This is a genomic window from Jiella sp. M17.18 (genome assembly GCF_041027365.1).
Taxonomy (GTDB): Bacteria; Pseudomonadota; Alphaproteobacteria; order Rhizobiales; family Rhizobiaceae; genus VKMB-3413.
The window spans coordinates 224,382-249,182 of sequence record NZ_JBFTEH010000005.1 but is presented as its reverse complement, the minus strand read 5'-3'; the positions used below and the strand labels follow the sequence as shown (position 1 = coordinate 249,182).

The window sequence follows — 24,801 nt, the reverse complement described above, 5'->3', positions numbered from 1 at the left end:
GCGATGGCCGCCGCGCCCTGATCTCCGACCGCGGAAGGCCGGCTGGAGCGCAACCGTCTCCGGCGACGTGTCAATCCCTAAAATTCTCGAAATCGGGAACTCCTCCGACTCTGGTGCTTTTATGGCCACGAGAGATCGACACAAGTCGACACCAGATCGGCCCGGAGCCAGCCAAGATGAAATTCGTATCAATCGCCCTCGCTTCGGCGAGCATGCTTTCTGCTGCCGTGATTCCGGCGCTCGCGCAAAGCAACGATGACCAGAAGAGCTATCAGGTATCGGAACTGCGCCCGTCGATGATCCCGATCCCGGTGTCCCGTCCGACGACGAGCGGCGCCTCGGATGCCGCGCATCATCCGGCCATCCGCCGCACCAAGGACGGCATCCGCATCGTCGGCCCGCTGTTCTTCCCGGACCACTGACGCAGCCACCAAAGACGCCGACGCGCGGCGGGCGAGCCCGAGGGTTCGCCCGCCGCTGTCGTTTCGGAGACGCTTCGGACGAGCCGTCAAGAGCGGCGCCACCCCCCGACGATCCGTCGACCGGGTCCGGCGCCAGGGGGCGGGGAACAGTCGAGATGGCGTTAACCAAGAAAAAGCATGGGCCGCGAACCTTTGGCTCACTTCCACGTTAGTTGCTCAGCCAAACATTCTCGAAAGGAGATCCAGCCATGATCGGTTGGGCCATCACGTTCCTCGTCATCGCGCTGATCGCCGCCGTGCTCGGCTTCGGCGGCATCGCCGGCACGGCGATCGGCATCGCGAAGATCATCTTCTTCGTCGCGATCGTGCTCTTCGTACTGTCGCTGATTTTCGGCGGCTTCCGCGGCCGACGCTCGATCTGACGCTCCGGCGGCACGATCACTGAAAGCAGAAGAGGGCGGCGTCCATCGCGGACGCCGCCCTCTTCTCGTTCTGCGATGACACCTCCGGCCGCGTCAGCGGGCCTTCGGGCGGCGGTAGCGGATCGTCTCGAAACGCATCGTCAGGAGGTCGACCATCAGGAGCCGCCCGATCAGCGGCTCGCCGGTCCTGCAGATGAGCTTCACCGCTTCCGTCGCCGCCAGTGTCCCGAGGACGCCGGTGGTGACGCCGAGGATCCCCGCCTCGGCGCAGGTCGGCACGACGCCCTCCGGCGGCGGCTCCGGGAAGAGGTCGCGGTAGCGCGGATTCGGCCGGCCCTCGGCGTCGGCGAGATGCGGTGCGAGCACCGTCAGCGACCCTGAAAAGCGCTGCACGGCGGCGGTGACCAGCGGTCTGGCCGCGGCCTCGCAGAGATCGGCCATGGCATAGCGCGTCGCGAAATTGTCCGAGCCGTCGATGACGAGATCGTAGTCGGCAACGATCGGCGCGCCGGTCGCGGCGGTGATCCTGGCGGGATGTGGCACGACTTCGACATGCGGGTTCAGCGCCGCGACCCGCTCGGCTGCGCTGTCGAGCTTGGAGCGGCCGACGTCGGCGGTCCCGTGCAGGACCTGGCGCTGCAGGTTCGACAGCGACACCGTGTCGTCGTCGGCGATGCCGAGCGTGCCGATGCCGGCGGCGGCGAGGTAGAGGACGACGGGCGAGCCGATCCCGCCGGCGCCGATGACGAGAACGCGCGCGCGCTTCAGCGCCTGCTGGCCGGCGCCGCCGATCTCCGGCAGGACGATGTGGCGGGCGTAGCGCTCGAGTTCGCTGCGATCGAGGGGCGTGCTGGTCATCGAAGGATCGTCCTCAGGCCGGCTCGACGCGGCCGGCGCTCACCCGCAGCATCTGGGCCCGATCGCCGAGCGCGTCAAAGAGGCTCGCGTCGGTGCCGGTCATGAAGGTCTGCACGCCGAGCGTCTCGACGAGGTCGAAGAGGGCCGCGCGGCGGCCGGGATCGAGATGGGCGGCGATCTCGTCGAGAAGCAGGATCGGCGAAAGGCCGGAAACCGCCGCCGTCAGCCTTGCATGCGCGAGCACGAGGCCGATCAGCAGCGCCTTCTGCTCGCCGGTGGAGGCGAGGGCCGCCGGCATCTCCTTCGCCGCGTGGATCACCTGAAGGTCGGCGCGATGCGCGCCTTCGCGGGTGCGGCCGGCGGACCGGTCCACATAGCGTGCCGCGCGCAAACGCCCGCGCACGGCGTCCTCCACGTCGAGCGCCGGGCCCGAGAGGTCGAGGTCGTCATAGCCGGAGGACAGCGCCAGCCGGGCGGCCGGGAAAGGGCTGTCGGCGGCGCCCCGGGCGATCATCTCCGCCATCATCCGGATGAAGTCGGCCCGTGCCAGCGCCATGGCGACGCCGAGTTCGGCCATCTGCGCCTCGAGTCCCGACAGCCAGGAATCATCCAGCCGATTGTCGGAGAGGAGCTTGTTGCGCGAGCGCATGGCGCGCTCGAAATCCGCCGCGCGGCGACCGTGGCCGGGATCGACGGCGAGCACCATCCGGTCGAGGAAGCGGCGGCGGTCGCCGGCGGGGCCGGTGAAGAGCCCGTCCATCGCCGGGGTCAGCCACAGTACGCGGGCGATCTCCAGGAGCTCGTCGCCTGTGCGCGCCGGCGTCTCGTCGATCTTCACCGTCCGCGACAGGATGCCGCCGGGATCGGGCCGCACCTGCGTCACGATCTCGGTCGGGTTGCCCACGGACGAGATTGCGGCCCTGAGATGGAAGCCGCCGCTGCCGCCCTGGCGGATCATGTCGCCATAGGTCGCGCGGCGCAGGCCCCGGCCGGGCGAAAGCAGGGAGAGCGCTTCGATGAGATTGGTCTTGCCGGCGCCGTTCTCGCCGAAGAAGGCGACGAAGGCCCGCTCGAAGCCGATCGCGACGCTATCGTAGTTGCGGAAGTCGGCAAGGCGCAGCGACGTCGCCCGAACGGCGGGTGCCGGTCGGGGGGCAGTCGCGTCGTCGGCTGTCTGCGGCACGAAGGGCGCGGTCAGACCCGCATCGGCATCAGGACGTAGAGCGTCGAGGTGTCGCCGCCGTCCTTGATGAGGGTGGGGGAGCCGGGATCGGCCAGCATGAACACCGCGCTTTCGCCCGAGAGCTGGCTGGTGATGTCGAGGAGATAGCGGGCGTTGAAGCCGATCTCGATGTCGTCGGAGCCGTACCCGACCGCCAGCTCTTCCGTCGCCGTGCCGGCATCGGGCGAATTCACCGTCAGCGTCAGCTGCTGATCGGAAAGGGCGAGCTTCACCGCACGGCCGCGCTCGGAGGAGATGGTCGAGACGCGGTCGACGGCGGCGGCGAAGTCCTGCCGGTCGAGCGTCAGCTCCTTGTCGTTGTTCAGCGGAATGACGCGCTGATAGTCCGGGAAGGTGCCGTCGATCAGCTTGGACGTCATCACCACGTCGCCGATGACGAAGCGGATCTTCGAATCCGACAATTCGACCGTCACCTCAGCGTCGTCATTGCTGTCCCCGAGGAGCTTCTGCACCTCGCCGACGGTCTTGCGCGGAATGATGATGCCCGGCATGCCCTCCGAACCCGCCGGCGCGACCATCTCGGCACGGGCGAGGCGATGGCCGTCGGTGGCGACCGCGCGCAGCCGCAGTTCGCCCTCGGCCTCGATCGTGTGCAGGAAGATGCCGTTGAGATAATAGCGCGTCTCCTCGGTGGAGATCGCGAACTGCGTGCGCTCGATCAGCCGCTCCAGCTCGCCGGCCTTGATCTTGAAGCTGTGCGTCAGCGTGCCGGCGGTGATGTCCGGAAAGTCCGATTCCGGCAGGCACTGCAGGCGGAAGTTCGACCGGCCGGACGAGACGGTCATCTGCGTGCCTTCGTCATTGGTCGAAAGCTTCACCTCCGAGCCGTCCGGCAGCTTGCGCACGATGTCGTAGAGGAGATGCGCCGGAACGGTCGTCGCGCCCGCCTGCTCGCCGGTCGCCGGAACGCTCTCGGTGATCTCGATGTCGAGGTCGGTCGCCTTCAGCCGCAGCGCATCGTCTTCGGTGCGCACCAGCACGTTCGACAGGATCGGGATCGTGTTGCGCCGCTCCACGACCCGGTGGACGTGGGCGAGCGACTTCAGGAGGTTGGACCGTTCGATGATGATACGCATGACGAGAAGGCCGTGTGGTTCGGTGTGGGGCGCCATCCGGTGGCGCCGAAACCGGGTTCGACGTTCTTAGAGGCTGACGCCCGGCTTGGGAAGGCAAAACCATGGCGAAAGCCCCGTCAAGGCGCATGCCGACGGGTTTTCGCCGGCCAGGCCCGGCGGAGGGCCTGGCGCTCCGCTGCTATTCCTCGATCATGCGGCGGATGAGGTCGAGCTCCTCGGAGAACTTCTCGTCCTGCGACCGCTCGCCCTCGATCTTCCTGACCGCATGCAGCACCGTCGTGTGGTCGCGGCCGCCGAACCGCCGGCCGATCTCGGGGAGCGAGCGCGGCGTCATGGTCTTGGCGAGGTACATGGCGATCTGGCGCGGGCGCACGATCGTCTTGGTGCGCCGGGCCGAGAGGAGGTCGGTGCGCGAGACGTTGTAGTGCCGCGAGACGAACTTCAGAATGTCCTCGATCCTGACGCGCCGTTCGCCGCCGGCCCGGTTCAGCTGGTTGAGGAGGTCGTCGAGATGCTCCGGCGACAGCGGCTGGCCGAGCGAATGCCGAAAGGCGATCTGGTTGAAGGCGCCCTCGATGTCGCGCCCAGACCCCGCCACCCGGCGGGCGATCGTCTCCATCATCGCTTCCGGCATGGAGAAGCTCGGATCCTCGGCGCGCATCGCGCTCGCCCGGCTCTCGATGATCGCGCGGCGCAGCGGATAGTCCGGCACCGCGATCTCCAGCGTGATGCCGTTGGCGAGCCGCGAGCGCACGCGCGGGTCGAGCGATTCCAGCTCGGTCGCCGGCCGGTCCGCGGCGCAGATCACCTGCTTGGCGGAATCGATCAGCGCGTTGAGGAGGTGGCAGAACTCCTGCTGGATCGACTTGCCCTGCAGGAACTGCACGTCGTCGATGATCAGGATGTCGATGCCGCGCAGCGTCTCCTTCAGGTCGAGCGCGCGGTTGTCGCGGATCGCGGTGGCGAAGCGCCACATGAAGTATTCCGCCGTCAGATAGACGACGCGCGGCCGGTCCTTGCGGCGCACGGCGGCGTTCGCGATCGCCTGCAGGAGATGCGTCTTGCCGAGGCCGACCGCCGCGTGGATGAACAGGGGATTGAAGCGTACGGACTGCGGCCCGTTCTCGGCGATCGCCCGGCCGGCGGCCAGCGCCACGCGGTTCGACGCCCCTTCCACGAAGGTGTCGAACACGTAGCGGCCGTCGAGCGGCGAGCCGAAGTCCGGCGTGGTCTGCGGCGCAAGCTCGGCGAACGCGCCGTCGGCGCCGTGCGCAGCGGCCGAGACGGCTGTGGCGGCGACGTCCGCCTGCGCGGCCGATGCCACCGGCGCTCCGGCCGCCGGATCTTCCGCCCGGCCCGCGACGCGGCTGCGGCGGATCGTGACGCCGCCGCCGCGCACCGCGCTGCGAATGGCGATGTCGACGCGCAGCGTGCCCGGCACCTCCGCCTTGAAGATGTCGGTCAGGAGCTCCTGGTAATGCGACTGGATCCAGCTGCGCAGGAAGGCGGTGGGCACGGAGACCTGACACACGCCCTTGCCGACGGAATCGATCTTCATGCGTTGGAACCAGCTTGTATAGATGTCCTGGCCGAGCTGCGCCTTCAGCCGCGCGCTCACCCGCTCCATCAGCTCCGCTGCATTCCTGTCGCCGCCGTCCATCTCTGCCCCGATGCCAATTTGATCATTCACCTCGCTGCCGGCCGGCGCGAAGTTCTTCATCACCCAATGCGTCTGCGTCCCGCTCCGGACGCCGCTCGCTCCCGTCGTCGTCATCGCTGCACCCAGGGCAGGCCGGCAGCCTTCCATCCCGCGCGCGTGCCGCGGTGCCCGTCCGCATCTGCCGGGCCCTCGAAACCGTCGGCGACGTTGAAGCAGTTCTCGAAGCCCGCCGCCGTCAGCGCCGCGGCGCTGGCCATCGAGCGCGCGCCCGAGCGGCAGAGGAAATAGACCGGCGAGGCCTGCGTCCCGCCGGCCGCGGCGATCGCCTCGGCGACCCGCTGCGGGAAGGCGGGATCGACCGCCATCGTGGGATAGCTCTGCCACTCGATCAGGATCGGCTGCTTGCCCAGCGCCGAGAGTTCGGGAATGCCGACAAAGGTCCATTCGGCCGCGGTGCGCACGTCCACGAGAAACGCCTCGGGCGTGTCACCGAGCGCGGACCAGCATTCGCTGGCGCTGACATCACCCTTGTATGCTGCGCTCATCCCGCAATCTCCGAACTATCAATGCTGTCGACGACAAAAGAAATTCCGCCCGAGTTCCAGAAGAACTCGGCTGAAATCTCAACACGAAACAAATGGAAGCTTAGAAAGCTATAAGCGGCCGGGGACGTTGCCCAAGGTCGGATCCTGTGGCCGGACCCGCAAACTTCTGGATAACGCCTGTTGTCCCCGCACTTCGTCTTTCTCCGCACTTGCCTTGCCCGCAAAGTACGGAAGGAGCCGGAGAACGGCAAGCCGACTCTGGCGAGAATCGCGTGACGAGCAGCCGACCTGTGGCGGACTCGTCATGCGAGCGGCAGGCCGCTCGCACCGGAAGCCAGCAAATGCAGGGAGGTAGGCGCGAGAACGCCGCGCCGGGCTGGCGACAATTTTATGATTGAGGAATTTTTTGCGCCGCCCGCTTGACTCAAGGCTTCGGTAAATTTCGGTTAGCCGGCAATCGGTCAGAGCTCACTGACCTCGTTTAAGTCGCTGTCTGTAGGAGGCTTTTTCGTTCCGCTTGCGATCGTCGAGAGGGCTTTAGCAAAAGCGATGACGACTCGGTGACAGGGCGCGGACCGCGCCGGAGAATCGGGCCGGAATCAAAAAGGCCCGGCGATGTGCCAGGCCTTTATCGTGTCATGTGACGGTTCTCAGGCGGCGCTGAGCGCCTTTACCCGGTGCGACAGGCGGGCGATCTTCCGCGCCGCCGTGTTCTTGTGGAAGACCCCCTTGGAGGATGCCCGCATCATCTCCGGCTCGGCGATGCGGAAGGCCGCGAGAGCGGCATCCTTGTCGCCGGCTGCGATCGCTTCCTCGACCTTGCGCAGAAATGTCCGAACGCGCGAGCGGCGCGACGTGTTGATGGCCGTGCGGCGTGCGATCTTGCGCGTCGCCTTCTTGGCCGAGGGGGTATTGGCCATATCTCGTCTCTTTCCGTCAGTCGTCTCGTTGCACGCGCCGCGCGATGCTGGCCAGGAGCAGGCAGGCCATGAAGCAGGCAACGCAAAAACACGGACGGCGTCCGAAGACGCCGCCTTTTCGCCCCGGCTTATAAGAAGCCTGCTCGATCCCGTCAAGCGGTTGCGTCCGCCGCACAACATGAAAGGTCGGCGTCGGACCGTGACGTCTTGCTGGCCTTTCCTGCTCCAGCGGGTTCGGCCGGTGAGACGGCGTCCGCTTCATCCCGGCGATGCGTGGGCGGCCGCGGCATCGTCGGCACGCATTATAGACTCTTCTGCGTCGAGACTCCTCTGGGTGACGTGATGCCCAGGATGTCGGGGCGTCGCCTCGCGCTTCCGCCGCGTCCGGAACGGCGGAGACGGTCTTGCATCCGAACCGCCCGCGTCTTATAGGAGCAACCCTCGTGAGCCGTCCGGCAGGGCATGCCGTGGCGGTTCCTAATGCTGTCGCGACATCGTCGAAGCGGGCAGGGGCCTCGTGTCCCGGGCATCCGCTTTGCGTGGCGACCCCTCACACGGAGAGCAAAATGCCCAAGATGAAGACGAAGTCGAGCGCCAAGAAGCGCTTCAAGATGACGGCGACCGGCCGCGTGAAGGCGCAGCCGGCCGGCAAGCGTCACGGCATGATCAAGCGGTCCAACGACTTTATCCGCGACGCGCGGGGCACGATGATTCTGTCGAAGCCCGACGAGCGCATCGTCAAGACCTATATGCCGTACGACCGCTGAGCGGCCCGGCCAGGATAAGAAGAGTTTCAGGAGCTTAGATCATGGCACGCGTGAAGCGGGGCGTTACGTCCCATGCCAAGCACAAGAAGGTTCTCAAGCAGGCCAAGGGTTTCTACGGCCGCCGCAAGAACACCATCCGGGCCGCCAAGGCCGCCGTCGACCGCTCGAAGCAGTATGCGACGCGCGACCGCCGGGTGAAGAAGCGGAATTTCCGCGCCCTCTGGATCCAGCGCATCAATGCCGGCGTGCGCGAGCACGGCCTGACCTATGCCCGCTTCATCGACGGGCTGAACAAGGCCGGCATCGAGGTCGACCGCAAGGTGCTGTCCGACATCGCGATCCACGAGCCGGAGGCGTTCGCGGCGCTCTGCGAGCAGGCCAAGGCCGCGCTCGCCTATCTCACGGAGAGCGAGTTCGAAGGCGCCTATGAGCGCGCCGTCGGTGAGCAGCGCGCCGCCTGAGGCAGCCGCCATTCCAGGTGATGATGGAAAGGCTCGCGGCCGTTGAGGCGGCGGGCCTTTTTGCGTCTCGGGCTGCGCGGGCCTTTCCCGTCGGCGCGCCAGCCGCTATGGCAGCCGCAAGTGCCGGGACGTGAACGGTAGAAACAGGACGAGGAGCGGGCGCGTGACCACGAGCGAGACGATCGACACTACACAAGCTCTCGAACGGGACCTCCTGGAGGCGGTCGCCGCCGCGCGCGACGAGGCCGAACTGGAGGCGATCCGCGTCGCCGAACTCGGCAAGAAGGGCCGTGTCTCGGAAATGCTGAAGGGCCTCGGCAAGATGAGCCCCGAGGAGCGGCGCGAGGCGGGGCCACGGCTCAACGGGCTGCGCGACCGCGTCCAGAGCGCCATCGCGGCGCGCAAGGCCGACCTTGCCGACGCGGCCATCGCGGTGCGGCTTGCGGCCGAGCGCGTCGACGTCTCGCTCCCGGTGCGTTCCGGCCCGGCCGCGCGCGGGCGCATCCATCCGATCAGCCAGGTCGTCGACGAGATCACCGCGATCTTCGCCGATATGGGCTTCTCGATCGCCGAGGGGCCGGATATCGAGACCGACTACTACAACTTCACCGCCCTCAATTTCCCCGAAGGCCATCCCGCCCGGGAGATGCACGACACCTTCTTCCTAAAGGCGAATGCGGCCGGCGAACGCAAGCTGCTACGCACCCACACCTCGCCGGTGCAGATCCACACGATGGAGCGGCAGGCGCCGCCGATCCGCATCGTCATCCCCGGCAAGACCTACCGGCAGGATTCCGACGCCACGCACTCGCCGATGTTCCACCAGCTGGAGGGCCTCGTCGTCGACAAGTCCGCGAACATCGCCAACATGAAGTGGGTGCTGGAGGAGTTCTGCAAGGCGTTCTTCGAGGTGCCGTCGCTGAACATGCGCTTCCGGCCCTCCTTCTTCCCCTTCACCGAGCCGAGCCTCGAGGTCGACATCCAGTGCGACCGCTCCGGCGCGGAAATCCGCTTCGGCGAAGGGACCGACTGGATGGAGATCCTCGGCTGCGGCATGGTGCATCCGAACGTCCTGCGCGGGGTCGGGCTCGATCCGGACGAGTATCAGGGCTTTGCCTGGGGCATGGGCATCGATCGCATCGCCATGCTCAAATACGGCATGCCGGATCTCAGGGCCTTCTTCGATGCCGACATCCGCTGGCTCGAGCACTACGGCTTCCGTCCGCTCGACATGCCGACGCTGTTCGGCGGCTTGAGCAGCTGACGGCGGAACGCCGGAAGACCGCGCGCAGACGGCGACGTCGGGCGCAGGACCAGACCTGAGCCGGAAGCCGCCGGACGGCGCCCGGTGTCGCTCCAACCGAGGAATGCCATGTCCGTCCGTCTGACCGTCATCGATGCCATCGCCGTCCTCGCCGGCGCGATCATCGGTCTCATCGTGGCCGACATCGTCGCCTGGGCCTTCTTCAACACGGCGTTCCTCGGCATGGTCTCCTCGCTCGGCCGGTGGATCATCGTGCTGATCACCGTCGTGCTCTTCGCGGTCTACTATCGCGTGCTGCCGCCGACGGGTGCCGCGATCGCCGCCTTCTTCACCGGCATTTTCCTGCCGCTGGTGGCGGAGAAGATCGTGCTCGGCTCGTCGCTGCCGTTCAACTCGCTGCTCGTCGTGTTCGCCGTCTTCTCGCTGGTCGCGCTGTTCACCTACCGCTTCGTTCATGCCAACGGCGTGGTGCGGGACGTCGCCGGCGAACTCGGCCGGGGCGGCAACGACCGGTTCTGAGGCGCCCGGCCGGCGAGCACTGGAGGAAGAGCCAGCGCTGCGCCTTTGCCGGAAGCCGTCGGCGTTGACGCGGTGCGCGCCGCGTCCTACGCAGCGGCGGCCGCCCGACGTCTCCGCGCGGTGCACGACGCCCTCCGGCCCGATGGGCCCAACCCAGCCAACCGACGATCCGGACCCATGAAATTCACGCTCTCCTGGCTGAAAGACCATCTCGAGACCGACGCGCCGCTCGCCGAGATCTGCGAGCGGCTGACGATGATCGGCCTCGAGGTCGAATCCGTCGACGATCGCGCGGTGTTCGAGCCGTTCCGGATCGCGAAGGTCCTGACGGCCGAGCGCCATCCGGACGCCGACCGGCTGCAGGTGCTGTCCGTCGATGCCGGCCCCGACGTCAACGGCGGCAAGCCGCTGCAGGTCGTCTGCGGCGCGCCGAACGCCCGGGCGGGCCTCGTCGGGGTGCTGGCGCTGCCGGGCGTCTACGTTCCCGGCATCGACACGACGCTCGGCGTCGGCAAGATCCGCGGCGTCGAGTCGAACGGCATGATGTGCTCCGAGCGCGAGCTCATGCTGTCCGACAGCCATGACGGCATCATCGACCTGCCCGCGGACGCACCGGTCGGCACGAAGTTCGCGGACTATGCCGAACTCGCCGATCCCGTGGTCGAGATCAATCTCACGCCGAACCGGCCGGATGCGACCGGCGTCGCGGGGATCGCGCGCGACCTCGCGGCCTCCGGGCTCGGCCGTCTGAAGACCGCGGCGCCCGCGCGGATCGAAGGGGAGGGCGCCTGCCCTGTCTCGGTTCGGGTCGAGACGCCGACCTGTCGCGGCTTTGCGCTGCGCCAGATCTCGGGCGTCGCCAACGGTGCCTCGCCGGACTGGATGCAGAAGCGGCTGAAGGCGATCGGGCTCCGGCCGATCAACGCCCTCGTCGACATCACCAACTACCTCACCTTCGATCGCGGCCGGCCGCTGCATGTCTTCGACGCCCGGAAGGTGGCGGGCGACCTCGTCGTCCGCGGCGCGAAGGAGGGCGAGGAGGTGCTGGCGCTGGACCAGCGGACCTATACGCTGCCGGCCGGCACCTGCGTCATCGCAGACGACAACGGCGTCGAGTCGATCGCCGGCGTCATGGGCGGGGAGCATTCCGGCTGCGACGCGGCGACGACCGAGGTGCTGATCGAATCGGCGCTGTGGGAGCCGATCGACATCGCACGCACCGGCCGCACGCTCGGGATCATCACCGATGCGCGCTACCGTTTCGAGCGCGGTGTCGACCCCGCCTTCATGGAACCGGGGCTCGACCTTGCGACGCAGCTCGTGCTCGACATCTGCGGCGGGACGCCGTCGGGACGGACCGTCGTCGCCTACGACCCGCCGGCGCCGAAGACGATCCGCCTGCCGTTTTCGGAAGTCGAGCGGCTGACCGGCCTTGCCGTCGCGCGCGAGGCTCAGATCGACATCCTGACGACGCTCGGCTTCACGGTGCAGGCCGAGGCCGACGCGGCGGTCGTCACGGCGCCGAGCTGGCGGCCCGATATCGACGGCAAGGCCGATCTCGTCGAGGAGGTGATGCGCCTCACCGGCGTCGAGAAGATCGCGCCGGCGCCGCTGCCGGCCGCGGCGAGCGTCAACACCAAGATCCTCACCGTCCCGCAGATCCGCGATCGCGCCGCGCGGCGGGCTCTGGCCGCACGGGGCATGGTGGAGACCGTCTCCTACAGCTTCATCCCCGCGGCCCATGCGGGCGCCTTCGGCGGCGGCAGCGCGGCGCTGGTACTCGAAAACCCGATCTCCGCCGACATGTCCGACATGCGGCCGTCGCTGCTGCCCGGGCTGATCGCGGCAGCCAGCCGCAACGCGGCGCGCGGCTACGGCGACACGGCCCTCTTCGAGGTTGCAGGCGTCTATCTCGACGATACGCCCGAAGGCCAGCGGCGGGTCGCCGGCGGTGTCCGGCGCGGCACCGCCAACCTGGAGGGTGCCGGCCGTTTCTGGGGCGAAGCCGGCGGGTCCGTTGGCGTCTTCGATGCCAAGGCCGACGCCGTCGCGGCGCTCGAGGCGGCCGGTGCCCCGGTCGACCGGCTGATGATCGAGGCGCCCGCCAGCGACTGGTACCATCCCGGCCGCTCGGGGCGCATCAAGCTCGGCCCCAAGGTGGTGCTCGCCGAGTTCGGCGAATTCCATCCGAAGGCCCTGCGTGCGCTCGACGCCTCCGGTCCGCTCTGCGGCTTCGAAGTCTTCCTCGACGCCATTCCCGAGCCGAAGCAGAAGGCGACGCGCACCAAGCCGGTGCTGACGCTGTCGCCGTTCCAGCCGGTGCGGCGCGACTTCGCCTTCGTCGTCGACGAAGGTGTCGAGGCGCTGAAGATCGTCCGGGCGGCGGAGGGCGCCGACCGCAAGCTCGTGCGCGAGGTGCGGGTGTTCGACGTCTTCACCGGCCCTGCCCTCGGGGAGGGAAAGAAGTCGCTCGCCATCGAGGTGACGCTGGTCCCGCTCGACAAGACGCTGACCGAGGAGGATCTGGAAGCCGTATCGGCGAAGATCGTCGGCCAGGTGGAGAAGGCGACCGGCGGCACGCTGCGCAGCTGAGGCGAGGCGGCGCAGCAGACCGGCGGCGTCGCGCCTTCGCCGCCGCCTGCGGCCGTCGTCCGGCGCTGGGCGCGATCGCCCTGCAGCCCGTTCGGCGGCGGGAAGCGCTGCCATCGCTCAGGCTGCCGCGTTGAGGCGCTCGCCCGCAACGCGGTAGGAGATCGCCTCGGCGAGATGGATGCGGCGCACCGTTTCCTCGCCGTCGAGATCGGCCAGGGTGCGCGCGACCTTGAGGATCCGGTGATAGGCGCGGGCGGAGAACTTCATCTGCTCGGCGGCCTCGCGCAACAGCCTGAGCCCGCCTTCGTCCGGTTCGGCGACGGTCTCGATAAGCGCCGCGGAACAGTGGGCGTTCAGCGTCTCCGCACCGAGGCCCAGCGCCTGGTAGCGCTCTGCCTGGCGCCTGCGGGCGGCGGAAACCCGCGCCTTGACCGTATCGGACGTCTCTGAGGGCGAGGGACGGATAAGGTCCGCGGCGGTCACCGCCGGCACGTCCACCCTGAGGTCGATCCGGTCGAGCAGGGGGCCGGAGATCCGGCCTTGATACTCCGCGGCGCAGCGTGCGCCGCGCGCGCAGGTATGACCCGGCTCGCCCGCCATGCCGCATCGGCAGGGGTTCATCGCCGCGACCAGCTGGATCTTCGCGGGATAGCTGACGCGGTGGTTGGCTCGGGCGATGACGCTCTCGCCGTTCTCGATCGGCTGGCGCAGCGAGTCGAGCACCACCGGCGAGAACTCAGGCAGTTCGTCGAGGAAGAGCACGCCGCGATGCGCGAGCGACACCTCCCCGGGCCGGGCGCGCAAGCCCCCGCCGACCATTGCCGCCATCGAGGCCGAATGATGCGGCGCGCGGAACGGGCGACGGTCCGAGAGCTTGCCGCCGGACAGCTCGCCGGCGATCGAGGCGATCATCGACACCTCCAGGAGTTCGCGCGGCGTCAGCGTCGGCAGGATCGAGGGCAGGCGCTGGGCGAGCATCGACTTCCCCGAGCCGGGCGGACCCACCATCAGAAGATTGTGGCCGCCGGCCGCGGCGATCTCCAGCGCGCGCTTGGCGACGATCTGGCCCTTGATTTCGGCGAGGTCCGGCAGGTTCGCCGGCGCGGCGCGGATCGCCGGCTCCGGCCGGGCGATGACCTGCGTCCCGCGGAAATGGTTGGCGATCTGGATCAGGCTGCGCGCCGCGACGATGTCCATCTCGCCGCTGGCCCAGGCGGCTTCCGCCCCGCATTCGGCCGGGCAGATCAGCCCGAGATCGATCGCATTGGCGCCCATCGCCGCAGGCAGCACGCCCGCGACCGGCGCGATCATGCCGTCGAGCGAGAGTTCCCCGAGAACGACATAGCCCGACAGCGCGTCCGAGGGGATGGCGCCGAGCGCCGCCATCAGGCCGAGCGCGATCGGCAGATCGTAATGGCTGCCCTCCTTCGGCAGGTCCGCCGGCGCGAGGTTGACCGTCACCTTCTTCGGCGGCATCGAAAGGCCGGAGGCGTGCAGCGCCGCCTGGACGCGCTCGCGACTCTCGGCCACCGCCTTGTCCGGCAGGCCGACGATCTGGATGCCCACCTTGCCCGGCGCCACCATGACCTGGACGTCGACCGGAACGGCCTCGATGCCCTGAAAGGCGACGGTCTTCACGCGCGATACCATGCTGCCATCCCGAGACGGAGGCGGCCGCCCGGCCGCAAGACTGGGTTGAACCTTCAGCCATTGCAGCTAAGCATGTCGACGCGAATAAAACAAGAACAGGAAGCGAACGGAGCGAGCCGAATCGCGCCCGCCGTGTCGAACCGGTTGAATCCTAAAGAAGGATTACGCCTTCAGTCGGCGTTGAGAATCCCGGTCGAACAGCCGGTCCTAGGGCAGGATAGCCGGGAAGGAGAGCGACCAGAGCGCCGAAAAGATCAGCCCGAAGAACAGGATCCAGCCGAACAGCGTGTTCGACTTGAACAGGGCGAGACACTGGTCGGCATCGTCGATGTCGAGGCTGACGATCTGCCAGAGCATCTGCCCGGCACCGGCGGCGAGCGCGGCGTAGGCCGGCCAGGCCGGCCCGGCGCCGGGGACCGTGCCGGTCGTCATGAAGGCGAGGAGGAAGAGGCCGAGCGCACCGGCGTAGAGGGCCAGCAGCGCCGGTTTCGTCTTGTCGCCGAACAGCCGGGCCGTGGAGCGCACCCCGACCAGGGCGTCGTCCTCCTTGTCCTGATGGGCGTAGATCGTGTCGTAGCCGATCGTCCACAGGATCGAGCCGGCATAGAGCAGGAGGGCCGGCACGGCGAGGGCCGCCCAATGCGTCGCCCAGCCCATCAGCGCGCCCCAGGAAAAGGCGAGACCGAGACCGAGCTGCGGCCAGTCGGTGAAGCGCTTCAGGAAGGGATAGATCGCGACGGTCGCCAGCGACGCGATGCCGAGCACAATCGCGAAGATGTTGAACTGCAGGAGGACGAGGAAGCCGACCAGCGCCTGGATCACCAGGAAGAGCTTGGCCTGCAGCCGTGTGACCCGGCCGGACGGGAGCGGCCGCGACCTGGTGCGGGCGACGGCCTGGTCGATCTTCTGGTCGACGAGGTCGTTATACGTGCAGCCCGCCCCGCGCATCGCGACGGCGCCGATCAGGAACAGGAAGAGATGCCAGAGGCTCGGCAGGCCGGTATGCACCGCGCTCGGCGCGACGGCCTGCGGGGCGAGCGCCGCCGACCACCAGCATGGCCAGAGCAGCAGCTGCCAGCCGATCGGCCGATCCCAGCGCGCCAGTTGTGCATAGGGCCAGATGGCGCGGGGCAGCCATCGGTAGACCCAGTTGTAGACCGGAGCATCCGCAACCCGCCCGGTTCTGTCGGCGTAACCGCTCTTGAGATTCGACATGGCGTCAGGTTGATTGCAAAGACGCAGCAGTCAAGGAAAAATCATACATTCGGCGGACCTTCCTCCAGCGGTGCTTGGTCATTTTCGGTCGGTAGCGCAAAAGCGCAACAGTTTCGCGAAGGCCGATATGGTGGCTGGCTGACGATCTTCCGGACGGGGGCGGCGAGGATCGGCTTCCCGTTCCGGCCTCCAGTCGCCTGCCCGTGCGCCGGATCCTGCCGGCTCCGCGGCGGCTCATCTGGAGTCCCGCGTCACGGCCGCAAGCCGGGCTCGCGCGGGGGAGCGTTTTGGGAAACGGCCGCGGTAACGGCCGGCGCGGGCGGATGTGCGCCGCCACCCGGGCGCTTGATCGAAGCCGCCGCACTCCGCTACCCATGCGGTCTGCCGGATGCGCTTGCGGGCGCATCGTCCTTCAAGGGCCGGGCGATTCTCCTCGCCGGCCGTGCCGAAAGAACCTCCTGATGGCCAATCTCGACAGCGTCCTTGCCTGCCTCGACCTCAATCTCGATCGCTCCGTCGGGCGGCTGAACGAGCTTCTCGCGATTCCCTCGATCTCGACCGACCCCGCCTATGCGGCCGACTGCCGCCGGGCGGCGGAGTTCCTCGCGGGCGATCTCTCGGCCATCGGCTTCGACGCGGGGGTGCGCGACACCTCGGGCCATCCCATGGTCGTCGCCCATCACGACGGGCCGGAGGGCGCGCCGCACGTCCTGTTCTACGGGCATTACGATGTGCAGCCGGTCGATCCGGTCGACGAGTGGGAAACCGCGCCCTTCGAGCCGCAGGTGAAGGAGATGCCGGACGGCTCGCGCCGCATCGTCGCGCGCGGCTCGGCCGACGACAAGGGCCAGCTGATGACCTTCGTCGAGGCCTGCCGCGCCTATATCGCGGAGACCGGCGGCCTGCCCTGCAAGGTGACGATCTTCCTGGAGGGCGAGGAGGAATCGGGGTCGGATTCGCTGCTGCCCTTCCTCGACGCCAACCGCGCCGAACTCTCCGCCGACATCGCGCTCGTCTGCGACACCAACATGTGGGACAAGGAGACCCCGGCGATCGCGACAAGCCTGCGCGGCCTCGTCGGCGAGGAGGTGGTGATCAAGGCGGCGAGCCGGGACCTGCATTCCGGCTATTACGGCGGCGCGGCCGCGAACCCGGTGCGCGTGCTGGCGAAGATCCTGGCCGACATCCACGACGAGACCGGGCGCGTCACCATCCCGGGCTTCTACGACAATATTCCCGAACTCCCCGAGGAGGTGAAGGCGATCTGGGACGGCCTCGGCTTTTCCGAATCGGAATTCCTCGGCGAGGTCGGCCTGTCCGTGCCGTCGGGCGAGAAGGACCGTTCGGTGCTCGAACAGCTCTGGTCGCGGCCGACCGCCGAGTTCAACGGCATCTCCGGCGGCTATACCGGCGCCGGCTTCAAGACGGTGATCGCGGCGGAGGCCTTCGCCAAGATCTCCTTCCGGCTCGTCGCCGGCCAGGACCCGGAGAAGATCCGCGCCGCCTTCCGCGACTTCGTCACCAGCCGCCTGCCGGCGGACTGCGAGGCCGAGTTCCATCCGCATGGCGGCTCGCCGGCGATCCAGCTGCCCTTCGATTCGCCGTGGCTGGAGAAGGCCCGCGCCGCGCTCTCGGACGAGTGGCCGAAGCCGGCGGTGATGATCGGCATGGGCGGCTCGATTCCGGTGGTCGGGGAGTTCAAGGACCGGCTCGGCATGGAGTCGCTGCTGGTCGGCTTCGGGCTCGGCGACGATGCGATCCATTCGCCGAACGAGAAGTACGAGATGACATCCTTCCACAAGGGCCAGCGCTCCTGGGCGCGCATCCTCGACGCGCTCGGCCGCAAGGGCTGACAGGGCGACGGGTCGGGCGGCCGCGTCGGTCGCCCGGCCGTCGCCGTCACACGGCGACGGGGGGAGCCTCCTCGGCACGCGGCGTCTCAGGCTCCACGCTGCCCACCATGCGCCAATGGACCTCCTCGTCGTAGAGCGAGCGGAGTTCCGCATTGCGGCTTTCGAGTTCCGCGATCGACCCTCGCGCCCGGTGCAGTCTGGTCCTGACGGAGAGGACCGCGAGGCAGGCGAGGGCGATCGCGACGAAGCAGCCGACGGAAAAGACCTGCCGCTTCAGCGGGTCGGCGACCGGATCTGCGCCGATGACCGCCGCGATGGCGAGGAAGCAGGCGGCGAGGAAGATCATGACGCTGCGGGTAAGGGCGACGGCACCGAGGGCGACGACGAGTCCCACGAAGGCCAAGAGCGGGTGCGCCTGCGCCGCCGCCTGAAGGTCGCCGAGCCAGGCGAGCGCGACCGGCTCCGCCGCCGCCCACCAGGCCCCTGCGCTTGCCTCAAGCGTGTCCAAGTCCATGACGCCGCCTCGTCGGATCCTGCCGCGGCCCAACCTGCGAATGCCGCGCCGGCCATTTCAGCCGAAGTCTCCGCCATGCGCCAGACCGTTTCTGCAGCGAGCGCCCCGCCGGCCGGCCGCGAACCGTCTCCGCACGCCGGAGCGTCCGCTCAGGCGGCGCCGGAGGCCAGAGGCTGCTGCGGCCGCATCGCTACTCCGCCGGGTTCGAATTCTCGGCGAGTTCCTGCTGGGCCTCGACGTCCGGCTGGCGGGTGAAGCCCTTCAGCCCGGCATGGAGGTTGCGGTCGCGCTCGATCTCCACCGGCGAGGTGAGATAGGCGGTGATCAGCTCGGCCAGCGAGCGCAGCGCGTGGACATGGATCCGCTCGTAGCCGTGCGAGGCATCGACGCCGAAGGTGATGAGGGCGGTGCGCACGTCGTGGCCGGCCTCGATCGCCGAGGCGGAATCGGAGCGGTAGTAGCGGAAGATGTCCTTCTGGTAGCGGATGTCCTCGTCCTGGCAGAGGCGCACGAGCTTCTTCGTCAGGTGATAGTCGAAGGGACCGGTCTGATCCGCCATGGCGACTGTCACGCCGAATTCGGCCGAGTTCTGGCCCGGCGCCGAGGTGCCGTTGTCCACCGCGATCATCGAGGCGACGTCCGGCGTCAGGATTGAGGCGGCGCCGACGCCCACCTCCTCGGCGATGGTGAACAGCCAGTGCGTGTCGACCGGCGTAGAGGCGCCGGCGCGCTCCATCGCCTCGATCGCGGCCAGCATGACGGCGACGCCCGCCTTGTTGTCGAGATGGCGCGAGACGATGAAGCCGTTGTCGAGGAATTCCGGCTGCGGGTCGATGGCGACGGTGTCGCCGATCTCGATCCCGAGCTTCGCCACTTCGTTCCTGTCGCGGGCCAGCGCATCGACGCGAAGCTCGACGAACTCCCAGCCGACGGGGAGGGTATCGACCTCCTCGTTATAGGTGTGGCCGGAGGCCTTCAGCGGCAGGATGGTGCCGCGATAGGTGCCGGCGTCGGAGAAGATCATGCAGCGCGCGCCCTCGGCGAAGCGCGCCGACCAGTGGCCGATCGGCACGAGTTCCAGCCGGCCGTTCTCCTTCAGCCGCTTCACCTGCGCGCCGAGCGTGTCGAGATGGCTGACGACGGCTCGCGCCGAGGCGCGGCGCGAGCCCTGGCGCAGCGCCGAGATCGCCCCCCGCCGCGTCAGCTCCACCGTCAAGCCGAGGCGTTCGAGCTCCTTGGCGACATGCCGCACGACGGTGTCGGTATAGCCGGTCGGACTCGGGATGTTCAGGAGCGCACGGAGCTGGTCCTGCAGGTAATGCGAATCGATGGGAAGGCGCGCCACTAGTCTTCCTTCTTGAACTTCCGTTGCTGATTCCTCGCGGCTCGCACTGAAAACGGGATCGACAGGGGAAACAAGAGATCGATGAACCGCTCGGCCGTCGGCTGCGGCTCGTGATTGGCAAGGCCTGGCCGCTCGTTCGCCTCGATGAAGGCGTAGTCCGGCTTGTGCGGCGACTTGATCATCAGGTCGATGCCGGTGACCGGGATCTCGATGGCGCGCGCGGCGGCGACCGCCGCCTCCACGAGCTGCGGGTGGATCTCGCCGGTCACGTCGTGGATCGTGCCGCCGGTATGGAGGTTGGCGGTCCTGCGCACGGTCACGGTTTCACCCTCTGGCGGCACGTCGTCCATGGCGAAGCCGGCCTTTCGCACGCAGCGCTCGGTCTCGGCGTCCATCGGCACGCGGCTTTCACCGCCGGTCGCGGCGGCGCGGCGGCGCGAGACGTGCTCGATCAGCTCGCGCATGGTGGAGCGGCCGTCTCCGGTCACCGCCGCCGGACGGCGCACGGCGGCCGCCACAACCCGGTAGTCGATGACGATCAGCCGCAGATCCTCGCCCTCGAACATGGCCTCGAGCAGGACGCGCTCGCATTGTTCGCGCGCCGCCGCGATCGCGGTCCGCGCGTCGTCGAGATTGTCGATCCCGACGGAAATGCCGCGGCCCTGTTCACCCCGCGCGGGCTTCACCACGATCGCCCCGTGCGTCTCGATGAAGGCGGCGATCGCCTCCTCGTCCGCGCCGGCGTCGATCTGCGCCGGCACGCCGACGCCCGCAGCTTCCACGATGCGCCGCGTCACCGACTTGTCGTCGCAGATCGACATGGCGACGGCGCTCGTCAGCTCCGACAGGCTCTCGCGGCACAGCACCGTGCGCCCGCCCTGCGTCAGCCGGAAGAAGCCGCCGGCCGCGTCCACCACCTCGCAATGGATGCCGCGGCGCAGCGCCTCGTCCACGATGATCCGGGCATAGGGGTTGAGGCCCTCGAACCCCTGGTCCGAGCCGGTGAACAGGCGCTCGTTGATCTCGTTGCGCCGCTTCACCGTGAAGAAGGGCACGCGCACGAAGCCGAGCTTCTCGTAGAGCGCGATGGCCTTGTCGTTGTCGTGCATGACCGACAGGTCCATGAAGGCGCAGCCCCTGGCCTGGAAATGCTCGGCGAGCCGGCGCACCAGGCTTTCGCCGATGCCGGGATGGCTCGCCTGCGGGTCGACGGCGAGGCACCAGAGCGAGGAGCCGTTGTCCGGGTCGTTGAAGGCGCGGCGGTTGTGGACGCCGGTGACCGTCCCGAGGATCGCGCCGGTGGTCTCGTCCTCGGCGACGAAATAGGTGAGCGCGCGGTTGTCGCGGTTCGACCAGAAGAAGGCCGGATGCACCTGCACCATCTGCCGCGTCTGGTAGATGCGGTTGACCTCGGTGGCGTCCTGTTCCGAGGACAGGCGCCGGATGAAGTAGCCGCGCGGGCGCCGCGTGCCGGGGCGATAGGTCGACAGGTCCAGCCGATAGCTGTGCGAGGGATCGAGGAACAGCTCCTGCGGCGCGTGGCTGAGGAGGACGTGGGGATCGGAGACATAGAAGGCGATGTCCCGCCGGTCCGGTCCTTCCTCGCGCAGCGAGTTGGCGAGTTCGCGCTGGTCCGAGAAGGTCTGGGCGAAGACGAGGCGCCCCCAGCCGCAGTCGAGGATGGCGTTCTTCCTCGGCCCCTCGATATCCGTCCGCTCGCGGCCGGCCGCGCCCTTCAGCCCGTTGGTGCGCATGCGCTCCAGACGGTGGCCGACGCTCGACGGCCGCTGATTCCGGTTGTCGGCCATTGCGGCTCAGACCCCCTGTTGCTGCAGCCACATCTCCAGAAGGGCGACCTGCCAGAGCTCGGATCCGCGCAGGGGCGTGATGTGGTCGGCGGGATTGGCGAAGAGTTCGTCGAGATAGGACTGCCGGAACAGCTGGCGGTCCTTGGCCGCTTGCGAGCCGAGCGTATCCTTGACCATGTCGAGATACGGGCCGGAGATGTATTTCAGCTGCGGGACCGGGAAGTAGCCCTTCTTGCGGTCGATCACCTCGGACGGGATCACCTGCCGGGCCACCTCCTTCAGCACGCCCTTGCCCTCCTGCTTCAGCTTCTCCTCGGCGGGAACGCGGGCGGCGAGTTCGACCAGCTCGTGGTCGAGGAAGGGCACGCGGGCTTCCAGGCCCCAGGCCATGGTCATGTTGTCGACGCGCTTGACCGGATCGTCGACCAGCATGACATGGGCGTCGATCCTCAGCGCCTTGTCGACCGGGTTGGTCGCGCCGGCCATGGCGAAGTGGTTCGCCACGAAATTCCGGCTGACATCCTCCTCGGTCAGCCAGTCCGGCGAGATCTGGCCCTTCAGCGTCTCGTGGCTGCGGTCGAAGAAGGCGCCGGAATAGGCGGCCAGCGGATCGTTGGCGCCGGCCATCTTCGGATACCAGTGATAGCCGCCGAAGATCTCGTCGGCGCCCTGGCCGGACTGCACCACCTTGATGTGCTTGGAGACCTCGCGCGAGAGCAGGTAGAAGCCGACATTGTCGTAGGACACCATCGGCTCGGACATGGCCGCGATCGTGCCCGGCAGGTGCTCCATCAGCTCGGAGCCGGGGACGAAGATCTTGTGGTGCTCGGTGCCGTAGTGCTTGGCGATGAGGTCGGAGAACTCGAACTCGTTGCCGACCTCGCCATTGGCGTCCTCGAAGCCGATCGAGAAGGTGTTGAGGTCCTTTTGGCCCGCCTCGGCGAGAAGCCCGACGATCAGGGAGGAATCGACGCCGCCCGACAGCAGCACGCCGACCGGCACGTCGGCCACCATGCGCCGGTCGACGGCGAGCTTCAGCGCGTCGAGCACGAGGTCGCGCCAGTCGTCGGGGGAGAGCTTGTCGTCGCCCGGCCGCGGCGAGAAATCCGGCGCCCAATAAACCGCGTCGTCGAAGGAGCCGTCGGCCTCGATCATCCGCGTCGTCGCCGGCGGCAGCTTGCGCACGCCCTTGATGATCGTCAGCGGCGGCGGCACGACGGCGTGGAAGGTCATGTAGTGGTGCAGAGCCTCGCGGTCGATCGCGGTGTCGACGTCGCCGGTCCGGAGGATCGCCTGCAGCGAGGAGCCGAGATAGAGGCGCTCGGGAGTCTGCGAGAGATAGAGCGGCTTGATGCCGAAGCGGTCGCGCGCCAGCATCACCCGACCGCTCTCGCGCTCGTGGATCGCAAAGGCGAACATGCCGTGGAAGCGCTTGACGCAGTCGCGGCCGAAGGCGTGATAGGCCTTGAGGATCACCTCGGTGTCGCCGGTCGAGAAGAAGCGGTAACCTTTCCCTTCCAGTTCCCGGCGCAGCTCCGGATAGTTGTAGATGCAGCCGTTGAAGGCGATGGTGAGGCCGAGCTCCGGGTCCTCCATCGGCTGCGCGGCCTTTTCCGACAGATCGATGATCTTCAGGCGGCGGTGGCCAAGGCCGACGCGGCCGCGCACGATCTGGCCGGCGCCGTCCGGCCCGCGCCGTTCCAGGCAGGCGGCCATGCGCGAGATGCGCTCCGGCGACGCCGAGGCTCCGTCGAATCGTATCTCACCGCAAATTCCGCACATATCGCCTCCGGTTTTCTGTCTTGCCGATCGGGTCTCGCTGAAGAAGCCGATATAAGAGCCGAGCGGCGGAGATGAACCCGTGCGCGGCAAGCAATTTCGGCAGCGCAGCAGGAATCGCCGTCGGGGCCGATCCGGCCGATGCATCGCGGATGCTGCCACCGGGCACGCCGCGACGGTTGAACTACCTTGCCGAGACCGACATCACAGAGCACATGGCGAGAGCGATCTTCAACCTCGATGGGTCGATCCCGTCGGGCTCGCTTCGCGGGAGGAGGGGCGGGAAGCCGCCCGATCAGTGGCCGAATTCCTCCGACAGCGCGAAATCGGACGCGCCGGTGCCGCGAAGGGCGAAATAGGCGAGCTGGCGGGCGACGAGGGGGAAGCGCGGCGCCATCTCGGCGACCGCTTCCGGCGGCCAGCGGACCGGGCCGTCGAGCACCGAGACGAAGACGCGGCCGAGCATCACCGTGTCGCGGCCGGACGGCAGGTCGCGCTCGGCCGCAGCCTCGGCCATGACGGCGGCGAAGCGGGCGTCGTAGTCGGCTCTCGCCGCGATGGTCGCGGCGAGCGCCTGGCGGTCGGGCGGCGCCATGGCGGCCCCGAAATTGCAGGCGGCCGCCTCGGCAAAGCTGCGGTGGAACGCGATGCGGCCGAGCACGTCGCCGGCATGCGCCTCGGCGAGGTTACGCAGTCGCGAGATCGCCCGGTCGCGGGAGCCGGCGAGAGGCAGGCTCAGCGCTTCGAGGCCGGCCATGGTTGCGGCGCAGACATCGGCGAAGAGGTCGCTCTTTGAGCGGTAGTGATGGTAGACGAGGCCCTTGGTCGCACCCAGCCGCTCGGCCACAGCGTCGATCGAGGCCGCGGCAAAGCCCCGTTCGGCGAACAGGGCCGCGGCGGCGTCGAGGATGCGTGGGCGCGGGTTGTCGGTCTCTGCCCGCTCCGCCCGGGCGGCGGCGAAGTCGCGCTGTCCGCGCGGAATGCGCTTCTTCACGGCCGCCCGCTTCGGCTTCTTGCCGCGGCGATTGCTGTCGGTTTGCGGGCGCGCGCGTTTGACCATGCGGTATGTGCGCATTCCGCAAGCATCCCTGTCAATCGTGGAGAGCATTCCAGGCATGGATCCGGGTGCCGGAAAGGCGAGGGGCGGCGGCCGGCCTCGGCTCGGACCATGCGCCGGACGAGGCTTCTCGCCGGCCGGACGGATAACTGTTTCCTTGCCCGACCTCGTCCGCATATACCCCCGGCAGATGAAAGTGCGTCGTCCGCCCGCACCGGCCGGACAGAATCATGCGAGGAGGCAGGATGCCCCTGACATCGGTGGCCGAAACCGAGGCGAAGCTGCGCGAGCGGCTGATCCCGCTGGCGCAATACCGCGCCTATCAGGACGGCGAGGCCTTCGTGTCGGACTGGCTGACCGTCGACCAGACGATGATCGACCGCTTCGCCGTGGCGACGCACGACCACCAGTTCATCCATGTCGATCCTGAGCGGGCGAAGGCCGAGACGCCCTATGGCGGCACGATCGCCCACGGCTTCCTGACGCTGTCGCTGCTTTCGCCGCTCGCCTATGACGCGCTGCCCGGCGTCGAGGGGACCCGGATGGGCATCAATTACGGCTTCGACAAGGTCCGCTTCCTCAATCCGGTCAAGTCCGGCGCGCGGGTGCGCGGGCGCTTCCGGATGATCGGCCTCACCGAACGCGCGGTCAGCCTGCAGACGGCCTGGGACGCGGCGATCGAGATCGAGGGTGCCGCCAAGCCCGCCCTGACCGCGCACTGGATCACGCTGGCGATCGTCGAGCCGCCGGCCGACTGATCCGCGCCCTGCCGCGGCTGACTGCTTCGGAGGCATCCGCCTAATCGTTGGGCGGAAACTCTTGCGCGCTGCC

The 24,801-nt window shown here is 68.3% G+C and carries 22 protein-coding genes; 9 read left to right on the top strand and 13 right to left on the bottom strand.

The annotated features are described in order from the left end of the window. Positions 1-113: 113 nt before the first annotated feature. Positions 114-422, top strand: a complete 309-nt coding sequence (locus AB5S17_RS11875; protein WP_369239528.1) for a hypothetical protein — start codon at positions 114-116, stop codon at positions 420-422. 248 nt (positions 423-670) lie between these two features. Continuing rightward, positions 671-844, top strand: a complete 174-nt coding sequence (locus AB5S17_RS11870) for a DUF1328 domain-containing protein (RefSeq protein ID WP_369239526.1) — start codon at positions 671-673, stop codon at positions 842-844. Between the two features lie 93 nt (positions 845-937). Here AB5S17_RS11870 and AB5S17_RS11865 read toward each other — a convergent pair whose 3' ends face one another. The 6 genes from AB5S17_RS11865 to rpsT all read right to left on the bottom strand — a co-directional run bounded on the left by AB5S17_RS11865 (position 938) and on the right by rpsT (position 7,146). Further along, entirely contained in the window at positions 938-1,702 is a 765-nt protein-coding gene (locus tag AB5S17_RS11865; RefSeq protein ID WP_369239524.1) for a ThiF family adenylyltransferase, read from the bottom strand. Positions 1,703-1,715: 13 nt separating this feature from the next. Next, positions 1,716-2,885 carry a DNA replication/repair protein RecF gene (gene recF / locus AB5S17_RS11860; RefSeq protein WP_369239522.1) on the bottom strand — a complete coding sequence of 390 codons (1,170 nt, stop codon included), beginning with the start codon at positions 2,883-2,885 and terminating at the stop codon, positions 1,716-1,718. 11 nt (positions 2,886-2,896) lie between these two features. Continuing rightward, positions 2,897-4,021, bottom strand: coding sequence for a DNA polymerase III subunit beta (dnaN, locus tag AB5S17_RS11855; RefSeq protein WP_369239520.1), 1,125 nt, complete (start codon positions 4,019-4,021; stop codon positions 2,897-2,899). Positions 4,022-4,199: 178 nt separating this feature from the next. After that, positions 4,200-5,681 (bottom strand): chromosomal replication initiator protein DnaA, encoded by a 1,482-nt coding sequence (dnaA, locus tag AB5S17_RS11850; protein ID WP_369239740.1) that lies wholly within the window; start codon positions 5,679-5,681, stop codon positions 4,200-4,202. A gap of 110 nt (positions 5,682-5,791) precedes the next feature. Then, positions 5,792-6,226, bottom strand: coding sequence for a rhodanese-like domain-containing protein (locus tag AB5S17_RS11845; protein WP_369239518.1), 435 nt, complete (start codon positions 6,224-6,226; stop codon positions 5,792-5,794). A gap of 650 nt (positions 6,227-6,876) precedes the next feature. After that, a complete protein-coding gene (gene rpsT / locus AB5S17_RS11840) occupies positions 6,877-7,146 on the bottom strand; it encodes a 30S ribosomal protein S20 (protein ID WP_369239516.1) in 270 nt (89 codons plus the stop codon). A gap of 566 nt (positions 7,147-7,712) precedes the next feature. Here rpsT and rpmI point away from each other — a divergent pair. The 5 genes from rpmI to pheT all read left to right on the top strand — a co-directional run bounded on the left by rpmI (position 7,713) and on the right by pheT (position 12,749). Then, positions 7,713-7,913: a 50S ribosomal protein L35 gene (gene rpmI / locus AB5S17_RS11835; RefSeq protein WP_255339898.1), complete on the top strand. Its 201-nt coding sequence runs from the start codon at positions 7,713-7,715 to the stop codon at positions 7,911-7,913. A gap of 41 nt (positions 7,914-7,954) precedes the next feature. After that, complete coding sequence (gene rplT / locus AB5S17_RS11830) at positions 7,955-8,374, top strand: 50S ribosomal protein L20 (RefSeq protein ID WP_369239513.1); 420 nt, start codon at positions 7,955-7,957, stop codon at positions 8,372-8,374. 181 nt (positions 8,375-8,555) lie between these two features. Further along, the gene (pheS, locus tag AB5S17_RS11825) at positions 8,556-9,638 is read left to right on the top strand and encodes a phenylalanine--tRNA ligase subunit alpha (RefSeq protein ID WP_369239738.1); all 1,083 of its coding nucleotides are present in this window, start codon (positions 8,556-8,558) and stop codon (positions 9,636-9,638) included. Between the two features lie 108 nt (positions 9,639-9,746). Further along, positions 9,747-10,157, top strand: coding sequence for a hypothetical protein (locus AB5S17_RS11820; protein ID WP_369239511.1), 411 nt, complete (start codon positions 9,747-9,749; stop codon positions 10,155-10,157). A 177-nt stretch (positions 10,158-10,334) separates the two neighbouring features. After that, complete coding sequence (gene pheT, locus AB5S17_RS11815) at positions 10,335-12,749, top strand: phenylalanine--tRNA ligase subunit beta (RefSeq protein ID WP_369239509.1); 2,415 nt, start codon at positions 10,335-10,337, stop codon at positions 12,747-12,749. A gap of 117 nt (positions 12,750-12,866) precedes the next feature. Here the strand turns inward: pheT and AB5S17_RS11810 are convergent, their stop codons facing one another. Both AB5S17_RS11810 and ubiA read right to left on the bottom strand, forming a co-directional pair. Then, on the bottom strand, positions 12,867-14,399 hold the full coding sequence (locus AB5S17_RS11810; RefSeq protein WP_369239507.1) for a YifB family Mg chelatase-like AAA ATPase: 1,533 nt from the start codon (positions 14,397-14,399) through the stop codon (positions 12,867-12,869). A gap of 207 nt (positions 14,400-14,606) precedes the next feature. Further along, the gene (gene ubiA / locus AB5S17_RS11805) at positions 14,607-15,614 is read right to left on the bottom strand and encodes a 4-hydroxybenzoate octaprenyltransferase (RefSeq protein ID WP_369239505.1); all 1,008 of its coding nucleotides are present in this window, start codon (positions 15,612-15,614) and stop codon (positions 14,607-14,609) included. Positions 15,615-16,075: 461 nt separating this feature from the next. Here ubiA and AB5S17_RS11800 point away from each other — a divergent pair, with 461 nt between their 5' ends. After that, complete coding sequence (locus AB5S17_RS11800; RefSeq protein WP_369239503.1) at positions 16,076-17,467, top strand: M20/M25/M40 family metallo-hydrolase; 1,392 nt, start codon at positions 16,076-16,078, stop codon at positions 17,465-17,467. A 46-nt stretch (positions 17,468-17,513) separates the two neighbouring features. Here the strand turns inward: AB5S17_RS11800 and AB5S17_RS11795 are convergent, their stop codons facing one another. From AB5S17_RS11795 to AB5S17_RS11775, 5 genes are all read right to left on the bottom strand, one after another. After that, entirely contained in the window at positions 17,514-17,981 is a 468-nt protein-coding gene (locus AB5S17_RS11795) for a hypothetical protein (protein WP_369239501.1), read from the bottom strand. A 190-nt stretch (positions 17,982-18,171) separates the two neighbouring features. Then, complete coding sequence (locus AB5S17_RS11790) at positions 18,172-19,326, bottom strand: osmoprotectant NAGGN system M42 family peptidase (protein WP_369239499.1); 1,155 nt, start codon at positions 19,324-19,326, stop codon at positions 18,172-18,174. Then, positions 19,326-21,134: an N-acetylglutaminylglutamine synthetase gene (gene ngg / locus AB5S17_RS11785; RefSeq protein ID WP_369239497.1), complete on the bottom strand. Its 1,809-nt coding sequence runs from the start codon at positions 21,132-21,134 to the stop codon at positions 19,326-19,328. The genes AB5S17_RS11790 and ngg overlap by 1 nt, the downstream gene beginning before the upstream one ends. A gap of 6 nt (positions 21,135-21,140) precedes the next feature. After that, on the bottom strand, positions 21,141-22,916 hold the full coding sequence (locus AB5S17_RS11780; protein ID WP_369239495.1) for an N-acetylglutaminylglutamine amidotransferase: 1,776 nt from the start codon (positions 22,914-22,916) through the stop codon (positions 21,141-21,143). 292 nt (positions 22,917-23,208) lie between these two features. Next, entirely contained in the window at positions 23,209-23,988 is a 780-nt protein-coding gene (locus AB5S17_RS11775; RefSeq protein WP_369239493.1) for a TetR/AcrR family transcriptional regulator, read from the bottom strand. Between the two features lie 227 nt (positions 23,989-24,215). On the opposite strand from AB5S17_RS11775, the gene AB5S17_RS11770 reads away from it, so the two are divergent. Next, entirely contained in the window at positions 24,216-24,728 is a 513-nt protein-coding gene (locus AB5S17_RS11770; protein ID WP_369239491.1) for a MaoC family dehydratase, read from the top strand. Positions 24,729-24,801: the final 73 nt, after the last annotated feature.